This is a genomic window from Streptomyces sp. WAC05292 (assembly GCF_003949955.1).
In the GTDB taxonomy this organism is placed as follows: Bacteria; Actinomycetota; Actinomycetes; order Streptomycetales; family Streptomycetaceae; genus Streptomyces; species Streptomyces globosus.
Map to the genome: position 1 here is coordinate 17,166 of NZ_RPSE01000015.1, position 20,880 is coordinate 38,045.

17 protein-coding genes are annotated in these 20,880 nt (G+C 73.5%); 12 read left to right on the plus strand and 5 right to left on the minus strand.

Features of this window, described 5'->3' with window-relative positions:
* Positions 1-111: 111 nt before the first annotated feature.
* From EF903_RS03490 to EF903_RS03500, 3 genes are all read right to left on the minus strand, one after another.
* Positions 112-828 carry a DUF2993 domain-containing protein gene (locus tag EF903_RS03490; RefSeq protein WP_125541099.1) on the minus strand — a complete coding sequence of 239 codons (717 nt, stop codon included), beginning with the start codon at positions 826-828 and terminating at the stop codon, positions 112-114.
* Between the two features lie 95 nt (positions 829-923).
* Positions 924-2,735 (minus strand): hypothetical protein, encoded by a 1,812-nt coding sequence (locus EF903_RS03495; protein WP_125541100.1) that lies wholly within the window; start codon positions 2,733-2,735, stop codon positions 924-926.
* Between the two features lie 10 nt (positions 2,736-2,745).
* The gene (locus EF903_RS03500) at positions 2,746-3,000 is read right to left on the minus strand and encodes a MoaD/ThiS family protein (protein ID WP_125541101.1); all 255 of its coding nucleotides are present in this window, start codon (positions 2,998-3,000) and stop codon (positions 2,746-2,748) included.
* A 472-nt stretch (positions 3,001-3,472) separates the two neighbouring features.
* Between EF903_RS03500 and EF903_RS03505 the strand changes: the two genes are divergently transcribed.
* The 5 genes from EF903_RS03505 to EF903_RS03525 all read left to right on the plus strand — a co-directional run bounded on the left by EF903_RS03505 (position 3,473) and on the right by EF903_RS03525 (position 8,939).
* Positions 3,473-4,210 (plus strand): response regulator transcription factor, encoded by a 738-nt coding sequence (locus EF903_RS03505; RefSeq protein WP_125541102.1) that lies wholly within the window; start codon positions 3,473-3,475, stop codon positions 4,208-4,210.
* A gap of 91 nt (positions 4,211-4,301) precedes the next feature.
* On the plus strand, positions 4,302-5,324 hold the full coding sequence (locus EF903_RS03510) for a LacI family DNA-binding transcriptional regulator (RefSeq protein ID WP_125541103.1): 1,023 nt from the start codon (positions 4,302-4,304) through the stop codon (positions 5,322-5,324).
* A gap of 134 nt (positions 5,325-5,458) precedes the next feature.
* The gene (locus EF903_RS03515; RefSeq protein ID WP_125541104.1) at positions 5,459-6,625 is read left to right on the plus strand and encodes a S1C family serine protease; all 1,167 of its coding nucleotides are present in this window, start codon (positions 5,459-5,461) and stop codon (positions 6,623-6,625) included.
* Between the two features lie 101 nt (positions 6,626-6,726).
* Positions 6,727-7,479: a response regulator transcription factor gene (locus EF903_RS03520; RefSeq protein ID WP_125541105.1), complete on the plus strand. Its 753-nt coding sequence runs from the start codon at positions 6,727-6,729 to the stop codon at positions 7,477-7,479.
* Positions 7,476-8,939: a HAMP domain-containing sensor histidine kinase gene (locus tag EF903_RS03525; RefSeq protein WP_125541106.1), complete on the plus strand. Its 1,464-nt coding sequence runs from the start codon at positions 7,476-7,478 to the stop codon at positions 8,937-8,939. The genes EF903_RS03520 and EF903_RS03525 overlap by 4 nt, the downstream gene beginning before the upstream one ends.
* Here EF903_RS03525 and EF903_RS03530 read toward each other — a convergent pair.
* Together EF903_RS03530 and EF903_RS03535 are read right to left on the minus strand one after the other, a co-directional pair.
* Complete coding sequence (locus EF903_RS03530) at positions 8,919-9,794, minus strand: phosphatidylinositol-specific phospholipase C (protein WP_125541107.1); 876 nt, start codon at positions 9,792-9,794, stop codon at positions 8,919-8,921. The genes EF903_RS03525 and EF903_RS03530 overlap by 21 nt on opposite strands.
* A 212-nt stretch (positions 9,795-10,006) precedes the next feature.
* Complete coding sequence (locus EF903_RS03535; RefSeq protein ID WP_125541108.1) at positions 10,007-11,812, minus strand: bifunctional UDP-sugar hydrolase/5'-nucleotidase; 1,806 nt, start codon at positions 11,810-11,812, stop codon at positions 10,007-10,009.
* A gap of 202 nt (positions 11,813-12,014) precedes the next feature.
* On the opposite strand from EF903_RS03535, the gene mshD reads away from it, so the two are divergent.
* The 7 genes from mshD (at position 12,015) to pstB (ending at position 20,879) form a co-directional block, all read left to right on the plus strand.
* A complete protein-coding gene (gene mshD, locus EF903_RS03540) occupies positions 12,015-12,947 on the plus strand; it encodes a mycothiol synthase (protein ID WP_125541109.1) in 933 nt (310 codons plus the stop codon).
* Between the two features lie 261 nt (positions 12,948-13,208).
* Complete coding sequence (locus EF903_RS03545) at positions 13,209-15,482, plus strand: RNA degradosome polyphosphate kinase (RefSeq protein ID WP_125541110.1); 2,274 nt, start codon at positions 13,209-13,211, stop codon at positions 15,480-15,482.
* On the plus strand, positions 15,463-16,458 hold the full coding sequence (locus EF903_RS03550) for a CHAD domain-containing protein (protein ID WP_125541111.1): 996 nt from the start codon (positions 15,463-15,465) through the stop codon (positions 16,456-16,458). The genes EF903_RS03545 and EF903_RS03550 overlap by 20 nt, the downstream gene beginning before the upstream one ends.
* A 274-nt stretch (positions 16,459-16,732) precedes the next feature.
* Positions 16,733-17,869 (plus strand): phosphate ABC transporter substrate-binding protein PstS, encoded by a 1,137-nt coding sequence (gene pstS / locus EF903_RS03555; protein WP_125541112.1) that lies wholly within the window; start codon positions 16,733-16,735, stop codon positions 17,867-17,869.
* Between the two features lie 133 nt (positions 17,870-18,002).
* Positions 18,003-18,992 (plus strand): phosphate ABC transporter permease subunit PstC, encoded by a 990-nt coding sequence (gene pstC / locus EF903_RS03560; RefSeq protein WP_125541113.1) that lies wholly within the window; start codon positions 18,003-18,005, stop codon positions 18,990-18,992.
* Positions 18,992-20,074: a phosphate ABC transporter permease PstA gene (pstA, locus tag EF903_RS03565; RefSeq protein ID WP_125541114.1), complete on the plus strand. Its 1,083-nt coding sequence runs from the start codon at positions 18,992-18,994 to the stop codon at positions 20,072-20,074. The genes pstC and pstA overlap by 1 nt, the downstream gene beginning before the upstream one ends.
* Positions 20,075-20,102: 28 nt before the next feature.
* Positions 20,103-20,879 carry a phosphate ABC transporter ATP-binding protein PstB gene (gene pstB / locus EF903_RS03570; protein WP_125541115.1) on the plus strand — a complete coding sequence of 259 codons (777 nt, stop codon included), beginning with the start codon at positions 20,103-20,105 and terminating at the stop codon, positions 20,877-20,879.
* The last annotated feature ends 1 nt before the right edge of the window (position 20,880 follow it).

The following is a 20,880-nucleotide window of genomic DNA, read 5'->3' on the forward strand; positions in this document are numbered from 1 at the left end:
TACCGAGACGCGATCATCCGCATTTCGGGATGGGATGCCGTTTCGGCAGCTCCGCGAGGGCGCCGGGGACGCCCCGCGCAGGCCGTCCTTCTGCGGATCGGACCGCCTGTCTCACGATCCGGCCAGGGAGACGTCCGTGCCGCCCAGTTCCAGGTGCACGCCGGCCTCGTCGGAGGTCAGCCCCGTCAGCCGCAGCCCCGACGGCAGGCCGCCGTCGAGGCGCCGGTCGAAGTCGGTCTTGCGGCGCACGGCGCCCTCGATGCCGGGGATGCCCTCGCCGGGCACCTCGTCGGCCCGGACCCGGACGAGCTTGCCGCCGCCGTCGCCGCCCGCCTCGACGAGGCTGACGGTGGAGACCACGCTCCGCGTGAAGGTCCGGCCCAGCAGCTCCACCGAGGCGGTGACCTTCACCTTGTCCTTCGCCCCGCCGTACGCGAGCGTCACCCCCGTCTGCGAGGCCTTCGTCAGGTCCGGGTAGGTGATCAGCGCCGAGCCCTCGGCGCTCTTCGCGGTGCCGCCGCCGTAGTCGGCGTCGAGCTTCACACCGCGGAAGGTCGAATCCAGCTCGGACAGGCGCGTCTTGCGGCCGTCGGCGACGGCGTCGACACCGGTGACCCGTACGTCGACCCGGTCGAGTTCCCGGCTCAGCGCCTGGGTGAGGAAGGGGAAGCCGTGGATCTCGACCTCCGCGGAACCCGCCAGCCCTTGGCGGGCCCGTATTCGGTCGGCCAGCTCGTCCTCGGCGTAGCCGACCGCGAACCGGTCGGCGGCCACGAACAGGCCGCCCAGCACCACTGCGACGAACACGACGACACGCAGGACGCGCACGTGCCTCTCCCCCCTGTAGACCCGGTACGTGCCCCTAGTTGACCACGCGGGCGCGCCCGGGGGCCGCTGCCGGGGCCGGGCGGCCCGGCGCACCGTCAGCCGACCACCCGCCCCAGCAGGTAGACGGCCGGGGCGGCCGCCGCCAGCGGCAGCGCCACGCCGGCGGTCATGTGCACGAACTTCGACGGGTAGTCGTACGCCGCCACGCGCAGCCCGACCAGCGCGCACACCCCGGCGGCCAGGCCCAGCAGGGCCCCGCCGGCGCCGATGGAGGTCAGCGCGCCGACGGCGACGCCCGAGCCGGCGGCCGCGGCCAGCGAGACGCCGACCGAGGGCGCGGGCGGCAGGGGCAGTGCGCGGACGAACACGGCGACGGCCACCGCGACCGCGCCGACCGACACCGCGGCCGACCCGGCGGCCAGGAAGCCGGCGCACATGATGGCGAGGGCGGCGGAGGCCACCGATGCCATCAGGCCGTACATCCGCTCGTCGGGGTCGGCGGCGCTGCGCAGCTGGAGGACCAGCGTGAGCAGCACCCACACGCCGAGGGTGCCGATGATCGCGCCGGGGCCGTGGACGGCGTCGACCGCGAGGACGGCGGCGTCCGCGACGAGCGCGCCGAGGAAGGCGAGGGCGATGCCCTGGCGGGCGGGCCACATGCCGTTCAGGCGGAACCACCCCGCGGCCGTGAGCCCCTGGAGGGCGGCGAGCGGGAGAAGCAGCGCGAGGTCGCCGAAGGGCGCGGCCGCGGCGAGCAGCAGGCCGAGCGCGGCGGTCAGCAGGGCCGACTGCGGGCCCGGGTCGATGATCGGCGAGAGGCCCTCGGCGCGGGCCTGTGCGGGGTCGACGGCGCGCATGGTGTTGCCGCCGAGGGTGGGCGGCGAGTACGCGGGTTCCTCCCCCGGCGCCTGCGGCTCGCCGGGCCTCCCGGCAGGGCCGCCCGGCTGCGCGGTGCCGGAGGCGGCGGCCGGCGGGGCCGGGTCGGCGGCGGTCTGCGGGGGCAGGTAGGCCGTGGCCTCGGCCGGGCTCTCGGCGGCCGGCGCAGCCCCGGCGGGCACGGCGGCGCCCGGAGCCTCCCCCCGGTACCAGCCGTCGGGGACGCCGACGCCTCCGCGCACGGGCGGCAGGTAGGCCGTCTCGGCGGCGGCGGTGTCCCGCACGGGCGGCAGGTACGAGGTCTCGGCGGCGGCGGTGTCCCGCACGGGCGGCAGGTACGCCGTCTCGGCGGCCCAGTCGTGGCCCGGCGCGGCCGCGGAGGCCGGAGCGGCGGCCGCAGGGGCCTCTTCGCGGAACCAGCCGTCCGGAACCGCGGGCTGCGCCGGGTACTGCGGCGCGGCCTGGCTCTGACCCGCCTGGCCCTCACCGGGCCGGCCCTGACCGGGCTGGCTCGGGTAGGCCTGGCCCGGATAGGCCTGACCCGCCTGGCCCTGACCGGCCTGGCCCGGATAGGCCTGGCCCTGACCGGCCTGGCCCGGATAGGCCTGGCCCTGACCCGCATGGCCCGGATACGCCTGCGGGTAGGCGTTCCGCGCCCAGTCCGCGGCGGGGGGCTGCTGCTGCGGGGCGGCGGGCGCGGCCGGGGACTCGTCCCGGAACCACCCCTCCGGTGCGACGGGCCGCTCGGGAGCCGACTGCCCCGGAAGCCCGCCGAGCGGCGGCTGCGGCACCTGCTGCTGCGGCTCGGGCCGCTGGACCGGCTGGTACCCGGTGTCCCACGTCGGCGCCTGCCAGGTCTGGGTGCCGTACGGGTCGGCTTCCGGAACCGGCGGCTGCGCCCCGTACGCACCCGTCTGCTGCTGCGACTGCTGATCCTGCTGCGGCTGCTGGTGCTGCGGGTACGGCTGGTGCTGCTGCTCGGGGTGCTGCTGCCCGTACTGCCGGCGCTGCTGTTCCTCGGGAGTGCTCATCGTGTTCCGCTCACCCGCCCGCGAACGGCGGGAGCACCTCGACGGTGCCCCCCTCGGTCAGCAGGACGGCGTCGTGCGGGCGCTTGCCCACCGGCTCGTCGTTCACGAGGAAGGAGCAGCGCAGCAGCACCCGGGTCAGCTCCCCGGGATGCCGGTCGCGCACTGCGTCGAGCGCCTCGGCCAGTGTCCGCGCCGAGTACGGCTCCTCCGCCGTCCCGGACGCGGCCTTGGCCGCCGCCCAGTAGCGGATGGTTCCGGTTGCCACTGCAGCTCCTATCGTCGGCTCTCTACCGTCGGCCTCCATGATGACCCCTCCCGCCCGCTGCTCCGGCGCGCCCGCGCGCGCCCCGCGCGCGCACCGGCGGCCCCCGCCCGCCGCGCCAAACGTCCCCCGAACCATCGAAACCGGGGCATAGGCTGGTTCCACAGGGTGGCACGGACCACAGAAGCGGAGTCGGCGAAGCCTCGGCCCGCCACCGGGCGGTGGGCTATTCTGCTGGCGAAGGATCCGGGCAACGCAGCCCCCGGGTCCTTTTGTGCTTTCGGCACGTTGATCGGGCCGGGAACAGTGACATCCGTGCGGGCCCCCGGGGCGCGGAGCCCGCACGGCCGCCGCACGCGCACCGCGCACCACGTACGAAGCAGTACCGCGAAAGTCCTCGACGGGACCGAGGAGGAACCGACGTGACGGACCAGCGAACCGTGCACCACCGACCGACCCGGGCAGGGGGTCGGGCATGAGCTCCCTCCTGCTGCTGACGAACGCCCTCCAGCCGTCCACCGAGGTGCTGCCGGCCCTGGGCCTGCTGCTGCACAGCGTGCGCGTCGCCCCCGCCGAGGGGCCCGCCCTGGTCGACACCCCCGGAGCGGACGTCATCCTCGTCGACGGCCGCCGCGACCTGCCGCAGGTCCGCTCGCTGTGCCAGCTGCTGCGCTCCACCGGGCCCGGCTGCCCGCTGATCCTCGTCGTCACCGAGGGCGGCCTCGCGGCCGTCACCGCCGACTGGGGCATCGACGACGTCCTCCTCGACACCGCCGGCCCCGCCGAGGTCGAGGCGCGGCTCCGGCTCGCCACCGGCCGCCGGCAGCTCGGCGCCGACGACTCCCCCATGGAGATCCGCAACGGCGACCTGTCGGTCGACGAGGCCACCTACTCCGCGAAGCTGAAGGGCAGGGTCCTGGACCTCACCTTCAAGGAGTTCGAGCTGCTGAAGTACCTGGCGCAGCACCCGGGCCGGGTCTTCACGCGTGCCCAGCTCCTCCAGGAGGTGTGGGGGTACGACTACTTCGGAGGCACCCGGACGGTGGACGTGCACGTCCGGCGGCTGCGTGCGAAACTCGGCCCGGAGCACGAGTCGCTGATCGGCACCGTCCGCAACGTCGGGTACCGGTTCGTCACCCCGGAGAAGGCCGAGCGGGCCGCCGCGGACGCCGCGGCGCAGGCCGCTGCGCCGCTTCCGGCGGAGGCACGGTGAGGGCCTCCCCCGTATGGAGGAACCTCCGGTGATCGCCCGGTCGGCAGGACGGCCTGCCCAGAGGTAGGTCACCCCGCGTAGACTCCCGGGCGTGGCCAAGGTGACGCGGGATGACGTGGCGCGACTTGCGGGTACTTCGACCGCCGTCGTGAGCTACGTCATCAACAACGGACCCAGGCCGGTCGCCCCGGCCACGCGCGAGCGTGTCCTCGCCGCGATCAAGGAGCTGGGCTACCGCCCGGACCGGGTCGCCCAGGCGATGGCGTCGCGGCGCACCGACCTCATAGGCATGATCGTGCCCGACGCGCGCCAGCCGTTCTTCGCGGAGATGGCGCACGCGGTCGAACAGGCCGCCGCCGAGCGTGGAAAGATGGTGCTCGTCGGGAACTCCGACTACCGGACCGAGCGCGAGGTCCACTACCTGCGGGCCTTCCTCGGCATGCGGGTCTCCGGGCTGATCCTGGTCAGCCAGGGCATGAGCGAGCAGGCGGCCTCCGAGATCGAGGCGTGGGACGCGCGGGTCGTGCTGCTGCACGAGCGGCCCGAGGCCATCGACGACGTCGCCGTCGTCACCGACGACATCGGCGGCGCCCAGCTCGCCACCCGCCACCTCCTGGAGCACGGGCACGAGTACGTCGCCTGCATCGGCGGCATCGAGAACACCCCGTCCGTCGGCGACCCGGTCGCCGACCACGTCGAGGGCTGGCGCCGGGCCATGCTCGAATCCGGCCGGTCCGTCGAGGGCCGCCTCTTCGAGGCCCCCTACAACCGCTACGACGCCTACCGGGTCGCGCTGGAGGTCCTCTCCGGCCCCGACCGGCCGCCCGCGATCTTCTGCGCCACCGACGACCAGGCGATCGGCGTGCTGCGCGCCGCCCGCGAGCTGCGCATCGACGTGCCCGGCGAGCTGGCCGTCGCCGGCTTCGACGACGTGAAGGAGGCGGCGCTCACCGATCCGCCGCTGACCACGGTCGCCTCGGACCGCCCGGCGATGGCCCGGGCCGCCGTCGACCTCGTGCTCGACGACGGGCTGCGGGTCGCGGGCTCGCGGCGGGAGCGGCTCAAGCAGTTCCCGTCCGCGCTGGTCGTGCGCCGCTCCTGCGGCTGCTCCTGACCCGGCCGCCGGGCGCGCCGCCGGGACCGCCGCATCCCGCACGGCCGCTCCTTTATATCGGGCATACGAGGTTCTGTCGGGCTTCTCAGCGGGAACTCAGAAAGCTCTCATGAACCGCGGCGAGAGTCGGTCCCATGACCGACAGCTTCCGCCGCGAAGGCGAGTACCCGCAGGAGAACCGCCCGTACCCGAGCGCGCCCCTCGACGGGGCCCACCAGCCGCCCGGCGGGAGCACCGAACCGGCGCCCGGCTGGTACGAGGCGCACCGGCCCGAGACCGCCCGCGGCGAGGCCGTACCGCCCGCGCAGCCCGCCGCGTACGCCGCCGACGTGCTGCCGGATCCCGGGGCCGACGGCCCGCAGGGCCCGTACGGCCCGGCCCGCACGCGCCGCGGCAAGCGCCCGGCCCTGGTGCTGGCGGCGGTGGCGCTCGCCGCGGCCGTCGTCGGCGGGGCCACCACCGCGGGCTTGCAGCAGCTGCTCGCCGAGCGGGCCGGCCTTCCCGGCACCGGCTTCCCCGGCCGGAACGTCTCGCAGTCCGCCGGCGGCACGGTCGCGGGCGTCGCCGAGCAGGTCGGCCCGTCCGTCGTGCGGATCGACACGCGCACCGGCTCCGGGCAGGGCACCGGCTCAGGCGTGATCATCAGCGCGGACGGCGAGGTCGTCACCAACAACCACGTCATCAGCGGCGCCTCCGAGATCCAGGTCACCCTCGGCAACGGCAGGAAGCTGGCCGCGAAGACCGTCGGAACCGACCCGGACAAGGACCTCGCCCTGATCAGGATCGAGGGGGCGAGCGGCCTGAAGCCCGCCCGCCTCGGCAACTCCGACGCCCTCAAGGTCGGCGACGAGGTGGTCGCCATCGGCTCCCCCGACCGCCTGACCGGCACCGTCACCAGCGGCATCGTCTCCGCCCTGAACCGCGAGGTGAACGTCCCGAAGTCCGAGCAGTCCCCGCAGCGGCAGCAGCGGAGCGACGGCGGCTGGCCGTTCTCCTTCGACGGCCGCCAGTTCAACGGGAACACAGGCTCGAACACCACCTCCTACAAGGCCATCCAGACGGACGCCTCCCTCAACCCCGGCAACTCCGGCGGCGCCCTCGTCGACATGAACGGCGAGATCGTCGGGATGCCGTCGGCGATCTACTCGCCGGCGAGCGACAGCTCCGCCGCCGGCAGCGTCGGCCTCGGCTTCGCGATCCCCGTCAACACGATCAAGGCGGACCTGCCCTCCCTGCGCCAGGGCGGCGCCGGCGGCAGCGGCGGCGCCGGCTCCGCGGACGGCTTCGGCACCTCCTTCTAGCGGTGGCGAAGCCGCCCGCGGAGACCCCGTGCGAGGCTGGTAGCGCCGCGGCGGCGACCGCCGGGGCCACCGAAGCGCCGAGCACCCCTGGGGGCCACGAGATGATTCCCGCCGAAGGCGAACCGCAGCGCATCCTCGTCGTCGACGACGAGCCGGCCGTGCGGGAGGCCCTGCGCCGCAGCCTCGCCTTCGAGGGCTACGCCGCGCAGACCGCCGTCGACGGCCTCGACGCCCTCGACAAGGCGGCCGCCTCGCCCCCCGACCTGATCGTCCTGGACATCCAGATGCCCCGCATGGACGGCCTGACCGCCGCCCGGCGGCTGCGCGCCGCCGGGAACACCACCCCGATCCTGATGCTGACCGCCCGCGACACCGTCGGCGACCGGGTCACCGGCCTCGACGCCGGCGCCGACGACTACCTCGTCAAGCCGTTCGAGCTCGACGAGCTCTTCGCCCGGGTCCGCGCCCTGCTGCGGCGCAGCGCGTACGCCGCCGCGAACGGCGCGGGCGCCGCCGCCCCGCCCGAGGACGTCCTGTCCTTCGGGGACCTGCGGATGGACCCCGCCACCCGCGAGGTCACCCGCGCCGGCCGGCCGGTGGAGCTGACCCGCACCGAGTTCACACTGCTGGAGATGTTCCTGACCCACCCGCGGCAGGTCCTCACCCGCGAGCAGATCCTCAAGACCGTGTGGGGCTTCGACTTCGAACCGAGCTCCAACTCCCTCGACGTGTACGTGATGTACCTGCGCCGCAAGACCGAGGCCGGCGGCGAGCCCCGCCTCGTCCACACCGTGCGCGGAGTCGGCTACGTGCTGCGCGCCCCCGGACCGGGGGACGGAGGGGCCCCGGAATGAGCCCCGCCGACCGGTTCCGCCGACTGCCGCTGCGCTCGCGGCTCGCGCTGCTCACCGCGGTCGCCGTGGCGGTGGCCGTCGCCGCCGTCGCCGCCGTGTCGTGGGTGATGGTCCGCACCCAGCTGCTCGAGCAGCTCGACCGGTCGCTGGTCGCGACCAACCCGTCGCGGGAAGTCGTACGGACCCTCGACGACGGCATCTGCGCGACCGGCCCGGCCCGCCCCTCCCGGGACATCGCCGGAAACCTGGGCGCGACCGTGCAGATCGTCCTGGCGAGCGGCGCCCACTGCTGGGTCGCCGGCCGCACCGACCTGCCCGTCACCCAGGCCGACCGGGAGGTCGCCGCCGCCCGCCGGCCGAACGTCCTGCACGACGCGGTGGCCGCCGACGGCAGCCGGATGCGGGTCTACACCCTCCAGGCGCAGGCCGGCCCCGACACCAAGGTCTTCGCGATCTCCATCGCGAAGCCGCTCGCCGACATCGACAAGCCGCTGTCCACGCTGACGTGGGTCCTGGTGCTGGTGTCCGGCATCGGCGTCGTCGGAGCCGGAGCGGCCGGGCTGTGGGTCGCCCGGACGGGGCTGCGCCCGGTCGACGAGCTGACCGGGGCCGTCGAGCACATCGCCCGCACCGAGGACCTGACCGTGCGGATCCCCGACGAGGGCGAGGACGAGATCGCCCGCCTGTCGCGGTCGTTCAACTCCATGACGGCGGCGCTCGCCTCCTCCCGGGAGCGCCAGTCCCGCCTCATCGCGGACGCCGGCCACGAACTGCGCACCCCGCTGACCTCGCTGCGGACCAACGTCGAACTGCTGGCGCGCAGCGAGGAGACCGGCCGCGCCCTCCCCGCCGAGGACCGCCGCGAGCTGATCGCCTCGGTGAAGGCGCAGACCGCGGAGCTGGCCGCGCTGATCGGCGACCTCCAGGAGCTCTCCCGCACGGACGCGGCGCCGCCGGCCCGGCTGGAGGTGGTCGCCCTGCACGAGGTGGCGCGCAGCGCCCTGGCCCGGGCCCGGCTGCGGGGCCCCGAGCTGGAGTTCGAGACCGCACTGGAGTCCTGGTACGTGCGCGGGGAGGCCGCCGCCCTGGAGCGGGCGGTGGTGAACCTGCTGGACAACGCGGTCAAGTTCAGCCCGCCGGGCGCCCGTGTGGAGGTCGCGCTGCGGGCGGGCGCGCTGACCGTACGGGACCGCGGGCCCGGCATCCCGCCGGAGGACCTCCCGCACGTCTTCGAGCGGTTCTGGCGCTCGCCGTCCGCGCGGGCGCTGCCCGGCAGCGGGCTGGGCCTGTCGATCGTGGCGCGGACGGCCCAGCGCGCCGGCGGCACCGTGCGACTGCGGGCCCCCGCGGACGGCGGGCCGGGCACGGAGGCGGTGCTGCGCATCCCGGGCGCGCCCACCCCGCCTCCGGCTTCCGCCCCGCAGGCGGCGGGCCGGCCGTCAGTTGTGCCGGATGAGTGACTCGACCAGGCCGGGGCGGGTGTTCGGGAAGTCCATCGGGACGATCCCGAGGCCCGTCCGGCCCGTCATCTCCGCGCCGTCGACGAACGCGTGGACCTGCGGGTTCAGCCGGTCGGAGTTCCAGCGCGGGGGCAGGTAGGCCGAGGTGCTGGTGTAGTTGACGAACAGCTTGCCGGGCTGGGCGACGGCCCGCCGGAAGTGGTCCTCGATCCGGCGGCGCTTGGCGAAGGGCTCGGCCATGTAGTCGTCCTGGACGTCGAAGACGCCTCCGTCCCCGTAGCGCAGCCCCGGCAGGCCGGCGTTGTCGGCGAGGAGCACGACCCTGCCGCGAGCCTGGCCGAGGGACGGCAGCGCGTCCGCGATGCGGAAGAGGGGCCGCCAGCCGCGGTTGTCGAGGTAGTCGTCGAAGACGGCGCGGAAGACGGCATCGCTCTCGGCGGAGTACTCCTGCTTGACCCGCATCAGGACGGTCTCGGAGGGGTTCGCGGCGAGGAACGCCGCGCAGGCGCCGAGGACGTCCCCGAACATCAGGCCCTGGTAGAAGGAGCCGTGGTGGATGGCGAAGGAGCCGCCGGTCACCCGGCAGCGGACGTCGAGGAAGCGGATGCCCGCCTGGAGCTGCTCGGCGATCGAGGTGTTCTGGCAGGCGACGTACAAGCCGCCCTGCCGGGCGCCGGAGTCGTGGGTGCCGGGGATGGTCATCCGCTGCAGGGCGGTGGCGTCGCCGAGCCCGGCCATCCAGTCGCGGGTTCCGAGGGTCCGCGCGGCGGCCGGGGCCGCCGTCAGGGCGGACAGGGCGGCGCCCGCACCCGCCGCGACCGCCCCCGTGAGAAATGCCCGACGCCGCAATGCCATGCCCGCCCCCTGTGCCCGTCCGGTGGTGACCGGATTATCGCGTGCGGCGGCCGCGTCCACTACCCGCCGGTAGCCTCCGATTCGGCGCGAACTCCCCTGCCGGGCAAGGAAGTCGGGCCGGCCGGGGAACGCCGCGAGGGGGCGGCGGGCCGGATGGCCCGCCGCCCCCTCGGGCGTGCGGTGCGGCGGGATGCCGCCGGCGCTCGCGCGCCCTACTTCACGACGGTGATGCGGTTCGCCGCCGGCGGGGCGATCGGGCTCGCCGCCGTCGACTTCGCCAGGTAGGCGTTGAAGGCGTCCAGGTCGGAGACGCCGACCAGCTTGTTCTTGTGCTCCTTCAGCACGCCGAAGCCGTCGCCGCCGCCCGCGAGGAACTCGTTCATCACGACGCGGTAGGTCTTCGCCGGGTCGATCGGCGCACCGTTCAGCTTGATCGAGTCCACGACGATCCGGTCGGCGCCCGACTTCGTCATGTCCAGGGTGTACGTGAAGCCCTTCGAGACCTGGAGGATCTTCGGGCTGGCCCCGTTGAGCGGGCCGCTGACCTGCTGCTGCAGCGCCGTGATCAGCTGCGCGCCGGTCAGGTCCACGACGTTCAGCATGTTGTTGAACGGCTGGACCGTGTACGACTCGCCGTAGGTGACGACGCCGTCACCCTCCTCGCCCGCGGCCTTGAAGGCCAGGTCCGAGCGGATGCCGCCCGGGTTCATCAGGGCCAGCTGCGCGCCGCCCTTGTCCGCGGCGGCCGTGGCCTCCAGCTGCGCGTCCGCGATCAGGTCGCCGAGCGGCTTCTCCGGCGCGTCCAGGCCGCGGCCCGGGATGTCGCCCGCGATGTAGCCCATCGGGCGGTTCGCGATCGGCGCCGCGAGGGTCTGCCAGCGGTTGATCAGCTCGGTCATGTCCGGGGCCTTGGCCACGTCACGCGTGACGACCTTGTTGACCGGCGCCGGCGACGACACGGCCGTGCGGACGATGTCCTTGGTCTTCAGGTCGTACTTCAGGGTGGTCTCGGTGAACAGCCGGCCCAGCGAGGCCGCCGAGGTGACCGTGCGCGGGTTGCCCGCCGGGTCCGGGATGTTGCAGGCGTACGCCTGGTGGGTGTGGCCCGTGACCAGCGCGTCGACCTTCGCGTCCACGTTCTTCGCGATGTCGACGATCGCGCCGGAGATGCCGGCGCCGGCGCCCGGCACGTTGCAGTCGTAGTTGTAGGCGCCGCTCGCGGGCAGGCCGCCCTCGTGGATCAGCGCGACGATCGACTTCACGCCCTGCTTGTTCAGCTCGGCCGCGTACTTGTTGATCGTCTCGACTTCGTCGTTGAACTTCAGGCCCTTGACGCCCTCGGCCGTCACGACGTCCGGCGTGCCCTCCAGGGTGACGCCGATGAAGCCGATCTTCACGTCCCCCTTCTTCCACACGAAGGTGGGGGACATCATCGGACGCTTGGTCTTCTCGTCCGTCACGTTCGCCGCGAGGTAGGGGAACTCGGAGCCCGTGAACTCCTTGCCCATCTCGTAGCAGCCCTCGTCCGGGTGGCAGCCGCCGTACACCATGCGGCGCAGCTCGGCGCGGCCCTCGTCGAACTCGTGGTTGCCGACGCTGGTGACGTCCAGGTCGAGCTTGTTGAGCGCCTCGATGGTCGGCTCGTCGTGGAAGAGGCCCGACAGCATCGGGCTGCCGCCGATCATGTCGCCCGCCGCGGCGGTGACGGAGTACTTCTTGCCCTTGCGGGCCTCGCGCAGGCTGGTCGCCAGGTACTCGACACCGCCGGCCGGGACGGCCTTCGTGGTGCCGTCCGCCTGACGCTCGGTCACGGTGCCGGAGGAGCCCTGCGGGGCTTCCAGGGTGCCGTGGAAGTCGTTGAACGACAGCAGCTGCACGTCCACGGTGCGGTCCTTGCCCGCACCGGCGGCACCTGCCGGAAGGGCGGCGGCGACCATCGCGCCGGAAGCGGCCGTGACGGCCACGGCAATGAGGGTCAAACGGCGGTTGCGCCGGTGCCGTTGTGGCGTCGCTGACATTTCGTCCCCTTATGAACAGCGGCGAATCTTGGGAGGTCGGGGCGCAGCCTAAGGTCAACGCGCGTAGCACGAACAGGGGTGGGAGGTATCTCGCTCGTCACACACGCCTTCGCCGCCCCGGACGGCCGATACCGGCCACGCCCCCGCGCCGCCCCCGCCGGCGCGCCAGCGCCGGCGGCCCCGTCCGCCGTAGGCTCGGAGCATGACTGACGACGCAGCAGCGGCCCTGGAACCGGGCCGCCGGATCGAGACCCTCGACGAACTGACGGCAGAGCAGGCCGACGCCGTGGTCGGCCTCATCGAGGACGCGGCCCTCACCGACGGCACCACCGCCGTCTCCGAGCAGGGCCGGCTCCAGCTGCGCGGCGGGCCCCGCGAGGGCATCCGCCACTTCCTGCTCACCGAGAAGGGGCGGCTCGCGGGCTACGGCCAACTGGAGGACACCGACCCGGTGGAGGCGCCCGCCGCCGAGCTCGTCGTCCACCCCGCACTCCGCGGGCGCGGCCACGGCCGGGCGCTGGGCCAGGCCCTCCTCGCCGCCTCCGGCAAACGCATCCGGGTGTGGGCACACGGGGGCAAGTCGGCCGCCCGGCACCTCGCCCAGGTCCTCGGGCTGACCCTCTTCCGCGAGCTGCGCCAGCTGCGCCGCCCGCTCGGCGCCGGCTCGCCGCCGCTGCCGGAACCGGCCCTGCCCTCCGGGGTCACCGTCCGCACCTTCGTCCCCGGAAAGGACGACGCCGCCTGGCTCGCGGCGAACGCCGCCGCGTTCGCCCACCACCCCGAGCAGGGCTCGCTCACCCAGCGCGACCTGGACGACCGCATCGCCCAGCCGTGGTTCGACCCGAAGGGCTTCTTCCTCGCCGAACGCGAGGGCGAGATCGTCGGCTTCCACTGGACGAAGGTCCACGCCGCGGAGGGGCTCGGCGAGGTCTACGTCGTCGGCGTGCTGCCCGGCGCGCAGGGCGGCGGCCTCGGCAAGGCGCTGACCGCGGTCGGCCTGCACCACCTCGCCGCCGCCGGCCTGCCGACGGCGATGCTCTACGTGGACGCCGACAACCCGGCCGCCCTCGCCGTGTACGAGGGCCTCGGCTTCAGCACGCACGAGGTCGACCTCATGTACCGCACCGAAAGCTGAACGCCGCCCCGCACCGCCGGCCGCCGCCGCAGGGCCTCGCCGTCCACGACCGTCCGGAGCACCGGGACCCCCCGCTGCTCCGGACGGGTGCATTCCGGAGCGAATCCGGCGTACGCACACCCATCCGGACCCCGGCCGCCATGCCCCGTTCACCGGTGCTTAAGACACGCTTGCGAACCTCCCGGCATGCAGTCCCGACTCCGGCCCACACCGCCCCCCTCCGACGCGCCTGACCTGGCGTCCGCGCGGAAGAATGGAGTCATGAGCCACCAGCCCAGCGCAGGCCCCACCGAGGTCCCCGCCCAGCACCCGTCGCACCCGTCCGCCGCGGCACCCGCCGGGCAGCCCGCCGCGCCCGCCCGGCTCGGCTCCATCGCCGCGCACCGCCCGCGCGCCGGACTCGAACACGATCTCGGCCCCGACATCGACGGCGACCTCGACTCCTACGAGGAGAAGGACGGCGGCGAACTGCCCGCCGACCGGTTCCTCGACCGGGAGCGCAGCTGGCTGGCCTTCAACGAGCGGGTCCTGGAACTGGCCGAGGACCCGACGACCCCGCTGCTGGAGCGGGCGAACTTCCTGGCCATCTTCGCCGGCAACCTCGACGAGTTCTTCATGGTCCGCGTCGCCGGCCTCAAGCGCCGCATCGCCACCGGCGTCGCCACCCGGTCCGCCTCCGGCCTCCAGCCCCGCGAGGTCCTCGACCTGATCTGGACCCGCTCGCGCGAGCTCATGGCCCGGCACGCCGCCTGCTTCCAGCACGACGTCGCCCCCCAGCTCGCCGAGGAGGGCATCCACCTCATCCGGTGGCCCGACCTCGCCGAGAAGGAGCAGGCCCGCCTCTTCACCCTGTTCCGCAACCAGATCTTCCCCGTGCTGACCCCGCTGGCCGTGGACCCCGCGCACCCGTTCCCGTACATCTCGGGCCTGTCGCTGAACCTGGCCGTCGTCGTCCGCAACCCCGTCAGCGGGCACCGGCACTTCGCCCGCGTCAAGGTGCCGCCGCTGCTGCCCCGCTTCCTGGAGGCCTCCCCGCAGCGGTACGTCCCGCTGGAGGACGTCATCGCCGCGCACCTGGAGGAGCTCTTCCCCGGCATGGAGGTGCTCGCGCACCACATGTTCCGCGTCACCCGCAACGAGGACCTGGAGGTCGAGGAGGACGACGCGGAGAACCTGCTCCAGGCCCTGGAGAAGGAGCTCATGCGGCGCCGCTTCGGCCCGCCGGTCCGCCTGGAGGTCGAGGAGTCCATCGACCCCGGCGTCCTGGACCTCCTCGTGCAGGAGCTGAACATCTCCGCCGCCGAGGTCTACCCGCTGCCCGGGCCGCTGGACCTGACCGGCCTCTTCGGGATCGCCTCGCTGGACCGGCCCGAGCTGAAGTACCGCAAGTTCGTCGCCGGCACCCACCGCGACCTGTCCGAGGTCGAGTCCGCGTCCGCCCCGGACATCTTCGCCGCACTGCGCGAGCGGGACGTCCTCCTGCACCACCCGTACGACTCCTTCTCCACCTCCGTCCAGGCCTTCCTGGAGCAGGCGGCCGCCGACCCCGACGTCCTCGCCATCAAGCAGACGCTGTACCGCACCTCCGGCGACTCGCCCATCGTCGACGCCCTGATCGACGCGGCCGAGTCCGGCAAGCAGGTCCTCGTCCTCGTCGAGATCAAGGCCCGCTTCGACGAGCAGGCCAACATCAAGTGGGCACGCAAGCTGGAGGAGTCCGGCTGCCACGTCGTCTACGGCCTCGTCGGCCTCAAGACCCACTGCAAGCTGTCGCTCGTCGTCCGCCAGGAGGGCGAGACCCTGCGCCGCTACAGCCACGTCGGCACCGGCAACTACCACCCCAAGACGGCCCGCCTGTACGAGGACCTCGGCCTGCTCACCGCCGACCCGCAGGTCGGCGCGGACCTCTCCGACCTCTTCAACCGGCTCTCCGGCTACTCCCGCCGCGAGACCTACCGCCGCCTCCTCGTCGCCCCCCGCTCCCTGCGCGACGGGCTGATCGCCCGCATCGACAAGGAGGCCGCCCACCACCGGGCCGGCCGCCCCGCGTACGTGCGGATCAAGGTGAACTCCATCGTCGACGAGGCCCTCATCGACGCCCTCTACCGGGCCTCCCGGGCCGGGGTCCCCGTCGACATCTGGGTCCGCGGCATCTGCGCCGTCCGCCCCGGCGTGGAGGGGCTCTCGGAGAACGTCCGGGTCCGCTCCGTCCTCGGCCGCTTCCTGGAGCACTCCCGGGTCTTCGCCTTCGGCAACGGCGGCGAACCGGAGGTGTGGATCGGCAGCGCCGACATGATGCACCGCAACCTCGACCGCCGCATCGAGGCACTGGTCCGGGTCGCCGACCCCGCGCACCGCTCCGCCCTGGACCGGCTGCTGGAGACCGGCATGTCCGACTCCACCTCCTCCTGGCACCTGGGCCCGGACGGCGAGTGGACGAGGCACAGCACCGACCACGAGGGCCAGCCGCTGCGGCACGTCCAGGAGATGCTCATAGACGCCCGGAGGCGCCGGCGTGGCTCTGCCAAACCCTGACCCGACGGCTTACGGAAGCGGCGGGGCCCTCGCGGGCGACGTGCTCGGCGCGTACCTGCGGACCCAGGCCGTCGCCTTCCTGCGCGCCCTGCGGCTGCACGCCGAAGCCGCGGGATCCGCTCCTGCGGGCGGGGCCGCCGCGGCCGACGCCGCCGAGGCGGCCCGCGGCCTGCGCGGCGCCGCCCGCCGGATCGCCGGGTCCCTCGCCGCCTTCCGCGCGGTCACCGACACCGCCTGGGCCGACGGCCTGCGCGGCGAGCTGGCCTGGCTGTCCGCGGTGCTGGCCGAGGAGCACGCGACCGCCGCCCTGCCGGCCCGGCTCCTGGACGCCCTGCACCGGCTCTCCGGCTCCCCCGAGCGGCCGGGCGGCCCCGCGGGCGGACCGGCGACCGGCCCGGGCGGACTCGCCGCCGGCCCGGCGCGGGCGGCCGCGCTGCTGGAGCGGCAGCTGGCGCCCGCCCGGACCCGCGCCCACGCGGCGGCCCTGCAGGCGATGGGCTCGTCCCGCTTCCACGCCGTCGCGGACGCGGTCGCCGTCCTGGCCTCCGAGGTGCCGCTCGACCCGGCCGCCGCCCGGGGCCCCGCCGCGGACGTCCTCCTCCCGCAGGCCGAGAGGGTCCGGGCCCGGCTCGCCGCGGCCGTCGCCGCCCTCCCGCCGCCCGTGCAGGCGCCCCCGTACGACACGGGGCAGGACGGCTCCTGGCAGGAGGTGCGCCACCTGCTGCGCCTCCACCGCTACGCCCGCGAGGCGCTCGGCGAGGACGTGGCCCCGCTGGCCGCGGCGGGCGGAGTCCTCGCCCGCCACGGGGACGCCGCGGAGGCGGCCGCCGCCTCCGCGGCCGCTGCCCGCACCCCGCGCATCACCCCCGCGACGGCGTACGCGCTGGGCGTCCTGCACGCCGACCAGCGCCACGAGGCGCAGTCCGCCCGCCGCGCCTTCCACCGCATCTGGCACCCGGCCCCCGCCCCCGCCTGACCGCCCGTGGGCGGGAGGGTCGATTTCCGGCCGGATCCGGGCGCCGCCCAGGCCCCGCGCGCCGTCGCGCGGGCGCCGCACCCGGCCGTCCGGCGAGGTTCACCTCCCGTTCATTCCCTCCCGTTGATGGCTTCACCTGATCTGCCTAATTTCGGAAGTGCGCCCAGCGCGCCACTGGCCGGATCCAACGGCACCCTGCCCGCAGACGTAGTCCTCTTCGCACGCCGCCCCGATACCGAAAGCGGCCGGCGGCTTCTGGAAGGAACACCCGAAAGTGAAGCTTCAGCGCAAGAACATGCTTCGTGCCTCCGCCCTCGGCGCGCTTGTGGTGTCCGGCGCCCTGGTCCTCACGGCGTGCGGCTCGGACGACAACACGGGCACCGGCGCCAACGCCAGCGGCAAGCCGTCGGCGGCCGCGGGCGACATCAAGTGCGACGGTGCGAAGGGCAAACTGCTCGCCTCCGGCTCCTCCGCCCAGAAGAACGCGGTGGACCTGTGGGTCAAGAACTACATGGCCGCCTGCTCCGGCGTGGAGGTCAACTACAAGTCGTCCTCCTCCGGCGAGGGCATCGTCGCCTTCAACCAGGGCAGCGTCGGCTTCGCCGGCTCCGACTCGGCGCTCAAGCCGGAGCAGGTCGAGGAGTCGAAGAAGATCTGCACGGGCGGCCAGGCGATCAACCTGCCCATGGTCGGCGGCCCGATCGCCATCGGCTACAACCTCTCCGGCGTCGACAAGCTGAACCTCGACGCCGCGACGATCGCCAACATCTTCAACGACAAGATCAAGAAGTGGGACGACGAGGCGATCAAGAAGCTGAACCCCGGCGTCGCCCTGCCGTCCACGGCGATCCAGCACTTCCACCGCTCCGAGGACTCCGGCACCACCGAGAACCTCGGCAAGTACCTCAAGGCCGCCGCCCCCGACGCCTGGCCCCACGAGGCCGCGAAGAAGTGGCCCGCCCCCGGCGGCCTCGGCGCCTCCGGCTCCTCCGGCGTCGCCACCCAGGTCAAGCAGGTCGACGGCGCCATCGGCTACTTCGAGCTGTCCTACGCCACCGCCCAGAACATCAAGACGGTCGACCTGAACACCGGCGCCCCGGCCCCGGTCAAGGCCTCCGCCGACAGCGCATCCAAGGCCATCGCCGCCGCGAAGATCACCGGCACCGGCTCCGACCTCGCCCTCAAGCTCGACTACACCACCAAGGCCGAGGGCGCCTACCCCATCGTCCTGGTGACGTACGAGGTCGTCTGCGACAAGGGCAACAAGGCCGAGACCCTCCCGACCGTGAAGTCCTTCCTCGGCTACACCGCCTCCGACGCCGGGCAGAAGCTCCTCTCGGAGCACGGCTACGCCCCGATCCCCGCCGAGATCAACGGCAAGGTCCGCGAGGTCGTCAACTCGCTGTCCTGAACCCCTGAGCCCCGGAGCCCCGGGCAAGGCCGCACCGCCGGCCGCCCGGGCCCCGCGGCCCCTCCCCCCGCCAGCGGGGGGATCCGGTGCACCGCCGCCAGGGGGCACGTCCCCCGTCCAGACCGGAAAGACCATGGCTACCACCACACGCACCCCGACAGACACGCCACCGCCTGTCTCCGCGAGCAGGAAGACCGCCGGCCGCGCCGGTGACGCCGTCTTCTCCGGGCTCTCCAAGGGCTCCGGGATCCTGCTCCTGGTGATCATGGCGTCGATCGCCGTGTTCCTCGCCTACCGGGCCGCCATCGCCCTGTCGCAGAACGAGGGCAACTTCCTCACCACCTTCGACTGGAACGCCTCAGCGAACCCGCCCGTCTTCGGCATCGCCGTCCTGCTCTTCGGCACCGTCGTCAGCTCGGTCATCGCGATGGCCATCGCCGTCCCGATCGCCGTCGGCATCGCCCTCTTCATCTCGCACTACGCGCCGCGGAAGCTGGCCGCCCCGCTCGGCTACGTCGTCGACCTGCTGGCCGCGGTGCCGTCGATCATCTACGGCATCTGGGGCGCGCTCTTCCTCGTGCCGCAGCTCGCCGGACTCAACCTCTGGCTCGACGAGTACCTCGGCTGGACCTACGTCTTCGACAAGTCCCAGCCCGGCGTCGCCCGCTCCCTCTTCACCGTCGGCATCCTGCTCGCGATCATGATCCTGCCGATCGTGACGAGCGTCAGCCGCGAGGTCTTCCTCCAGGTCCCGCGCATGAACGAGGAGGCCGCCCTGGCCCTCGGCGCGACCCGCTGGGAGGTCATCCGGATGGCCGTCCTCCCCTTCGGCCGCTCCGGCGTCATCTCCGCCTCCATGCTCGGCCTCGGCCGCGCCCTCGGCGAGACCATGGCCGTCGCCACCGTGCTCTCCCCGAGCTTCCTGATCTCCGGGCACCTCCTCGATCCGGGCGGCGGCACCTTCGCCCAGAACATCGCCGCGAAGTTCGACGAGGCCAACGAGTTCGGCCGCGACGCCCTCATCGCCTCCGGCCTGGTCCTCTTCCTCCTCACCCTGCTGGTCAACGGCGCCGCACGCATGATCATCGCGCGCCGCAAGGAGTACTCGGGGGCGAACGCCTGATGAGCCACGCAATCCAGGACCAGCGCCCCGTCCGGGCCCGCGGAACCCGCGCCCGCGGCAGCCTCACCCGGGGCGGCCTCCCCCGCTGGGCGCCCGCCGCCACCGCCGTCCTCTCCACCCTGCTCGGCTGCGCCGCCGGCCTCGCCTTCGGCCTGGAGAGCAAGGTCCAGTGGGGCCTCATCGCCGCGCTCCTCTTCATCGCCGGCACCTACGGCTCCAGCGCGGTCGTCGAGAACACCCGCCAGGCCAAGGACCGCGTCGCGACCTCCGTGATCTGGGTCTGCTTCCTCCTCGCCGTCATCCCGCTCGTCTCGCTGCTCTGGACCACCGTGAGCCGCGGCGTGAAGGTCCTGACCGGCCACTTCCTGACGCACTCCATGAACGGCGTGACCGGCTTCGAACCGGGCGGCGGCGTCTACCACGCCCTGCTCGGCACGATCGAGCAGGTCGCCCTGGCGACCCTGATCGCCGCCCCCATCGGGCTGCTGACCGCCGTCTACCTGGTCGAGTACGGCAAGGGCCGGCTCGCCAAGGCCGTCACGTTCTTCGTCGACGTCATGACCGGCATCCCCTCCATCGTCGCCGGCCTGTTCATCCTGACGACCTGGAACCTGATGCTCGGCTTCGGCCCCTCCGGCTTCGCCGGCGCGATGGCCCTGTCGATCCTGATGATGCCCGTGGTGGTCCGCTCCACCGAGGAGATGCTCAAGCTGGTCCCGAACGAGCTGCGCGAGGCCGCCCTCGCCCTCGGCGTGCCGAAGTGGCGCGTGATCCTCAAGGTGGTCCTCCCGACCGCCCTCGGCGGCATCTCCACCGGCCTGATGCTGGCCGTCGCCCGCATCGCCGGCGAAACCGCCCCGATCATGCTGCTGGTCTTCGGCTCCCAGCTGATCAACGGCAACCCCTTCGAAGGCGCCCAGTCCTCGCTCCCCCTCTACATCTGGGAGCAGTACAAGGTCGGCAGCGACGCCTCCTACGACCGGGCATGGGCCGCAGCGCTCGTCCTGATCGCCTTCGTCATGATCCTCAACCTGGTGGCCCGCGGCATCGCCCGCTGGAAGGCCCCGAAGACCGGTCGCTGAGCGACCGCACGAAAGCGAAGTGACCCTCATGGCCAAGCGAATCGACGTCAGCGGCCTCTCCGCCTTCTACGGCACCCACAAGGCCATCGACGACATCTCGATGACCGTGGAGCCGCACTCCGTGACCGCCTTCATCGGCCCCTCCGGCTGCGGCAAGTCCACCTTCCTGCGCACCCTGAACCGGATGCACGAGGTCACCCCCGGCGGCCGCGTCGAGGGCAAGGTGCTCCTGGACGACGAGGACCTCTACGGCCCCGGCGTCGACCCGGTCGCCGTCCGCCGCACGGTCGGCATGGTCTTCCAGCGCCCCAACCCCTTCCCCACCATGTCGATCTTCGAGAACGTGGCGGCGGGCCTGCGCCTGAACGGCGGCCACCGCCGGCAGGACCTGTCCGACATCGTCGAGCGGTCCCTGCGGGGCGCCAACCTGTGGAACGAGGTCAAGGACCGGCTGCACAAGCCCGGCTCCGGCCTCTCCGGCGGCCAGCAGCAGCGCCTGTGCATCGCCCGCGCCATCGCGGTCGAGCCGGAGGTCCTCCTGATGGACGAGCCCTGCTCGGCCCTGGACCCGATCTCCACCCTGGCCATCGAGGACCTGATCGGCGAGCTGAAGGAGCGCTTCACGATCGTCATCGTGACGCACAACATGCAGCAGGCGGCCCGCGTCTCGGACCGCACCGCCTTCTTCAACCTCGCGGCGGTCGGCCGGCCCGGGCAGCTCGTCGAGATCGACGACACCGACCGGATCTTCTCCAACCCGTCCGTCCAGGCGACCGAGGACTACATCTCGGGCCGGTTCGGCTGAG